Origin of the sequence: Intrasporangium chromatireducens Q5-1, from assembly GCF_000576575.1 — a bacterium.
GTDB classification, from domain to species: Bacteria; Actinomycetota; Actinomycetes; order Actinomycetales; family Dermatophilaceae; genus Intrasporangium_A; species Intrasporangium_A chromatireducens.
In genome coordinates, this window is sequence record NZ_AWQS01000507.1 from 1 (window position 1) to 1,076 (window position 1,076).

Annotated in this window: 1 protein-coding gene and 1 pseudogene; both read left to right on the forward strand. The window is 68.4% G+C overall.

All coding sequences use genetic code 11. From position 1 onward, the window contains the following. Window positions 1-268 (forward strand): annotated as a pseudogene (locus N864_RS25805) (hypothetical protein); the annotation flags it as partial. A gap of 89 nt (window positions 269-357) precedes the next feature. Next, window positions 358-1,056, forward strand: a complete 699-nt coding sequence (locus N864_RS22560; protein ID WP_155893078.1) for a hypothetical protein — start codon at window positions 358-360, stop codon at window positions 1,054-1,056. The last annotated feature ends 20 nt before the right edge of the window (window positions 1,057-1,076 follow it).

A 1,076-nucleotide genomic window follows, 5' to 3' on the forward strand; every position in this document is an offset into this window, starting at 1 on the left:
TCCTCGCGTCATTCCGCCGTGCTGGGACCGGCACCCGCCCATGGTCGAGATCCTCGCCGCGTTGCGCGATCACGAACGGGGCTGCTACGCGGACACCGCTGCCCCTACCGCGGGGATGGAGTTCATCCGCGCCCTTTACGACGCCCGGCGCGTCCTGGAGGATCTCGTGTCCAGAACGGGGTGCACTCCGTTCGAGCACCGTGCGGACCGGCCGTGGGCCGCGCTCGGTTCGAGCGCCGCGAGTCCGGCAAGAACTCCGCGTTTCTGAGCCAGGAGTGCCCCGCCGCCCGATGGTGACACGAGCGGCTCGTTTGCCTGACATGACGCGCGAGACGGTCTCACGCAGGAGAGGCACCCATGTCAGCACCATCCTCCGCCCCGGTTGCCCTGCCCACCATGTTGACCTCGGCTGGGCGGCCGTCGTCCGAGCGCTGGCCCCACGGATCGAACCGAGCAGTGCACGACCTGCTCGCCTTGTCCAGCAACACCTCCCGTGGCCTGAACCACGCCGCACCGTCAACCAGCTCCATCGCCGACTCAACCGACGTGGACTACTGGTACCGGCTCGGGTTGCGCAACGCCTACGCTCAGGCGGCCGGGTTGGTCCTCGCCCGCGAGCTCGAAGACGACCCGTTCGTCATCGCCGAACGCATCACCAGAAGCCTCGACGCGGGCGTTACGGACATGACTGCGCTGCGCTCAGCGGCATACGGACATGCAGCGCCCACCACATCGGAACGGCAGCTCCACTGGATGGGCCCCAAGGAGTTCACCGCCCGCCACGGCGTCGTCTCGTGCGCGGACCGCGACTTTGGTGCCCGCTGGGGTGGCCGCGGCGAGCAGCGGATCACGCTGCGTCCCAACCCGCTCGGCGGCAAGGGCCTGCTCTTCGCCTACGACCCCGTCTGGGACGAGTTCGCCGTCCTGGTCAGCGACGTGATGCCGGCCGCGGTCGAGGCGGCCTTCCGGCACGCCAGCGACATCGACATCCATCTCGACCCCGTCTGCTTCGCCGAACTGGTCCATAAACACGAGACCAAAATGCGGCTCTCCTGACCCATCCGTGGGTGGTTCTC

Bases quoted from the DNA above. Each gene is read 5' to 3' on its own strand.
- N864_RS22560 (WP_155893078.1), top strand. From the start codon at position 358: ATGTCAGCACCATCCTCCGCCCCGGTTGCCCTGCCCACCATGTTGACC.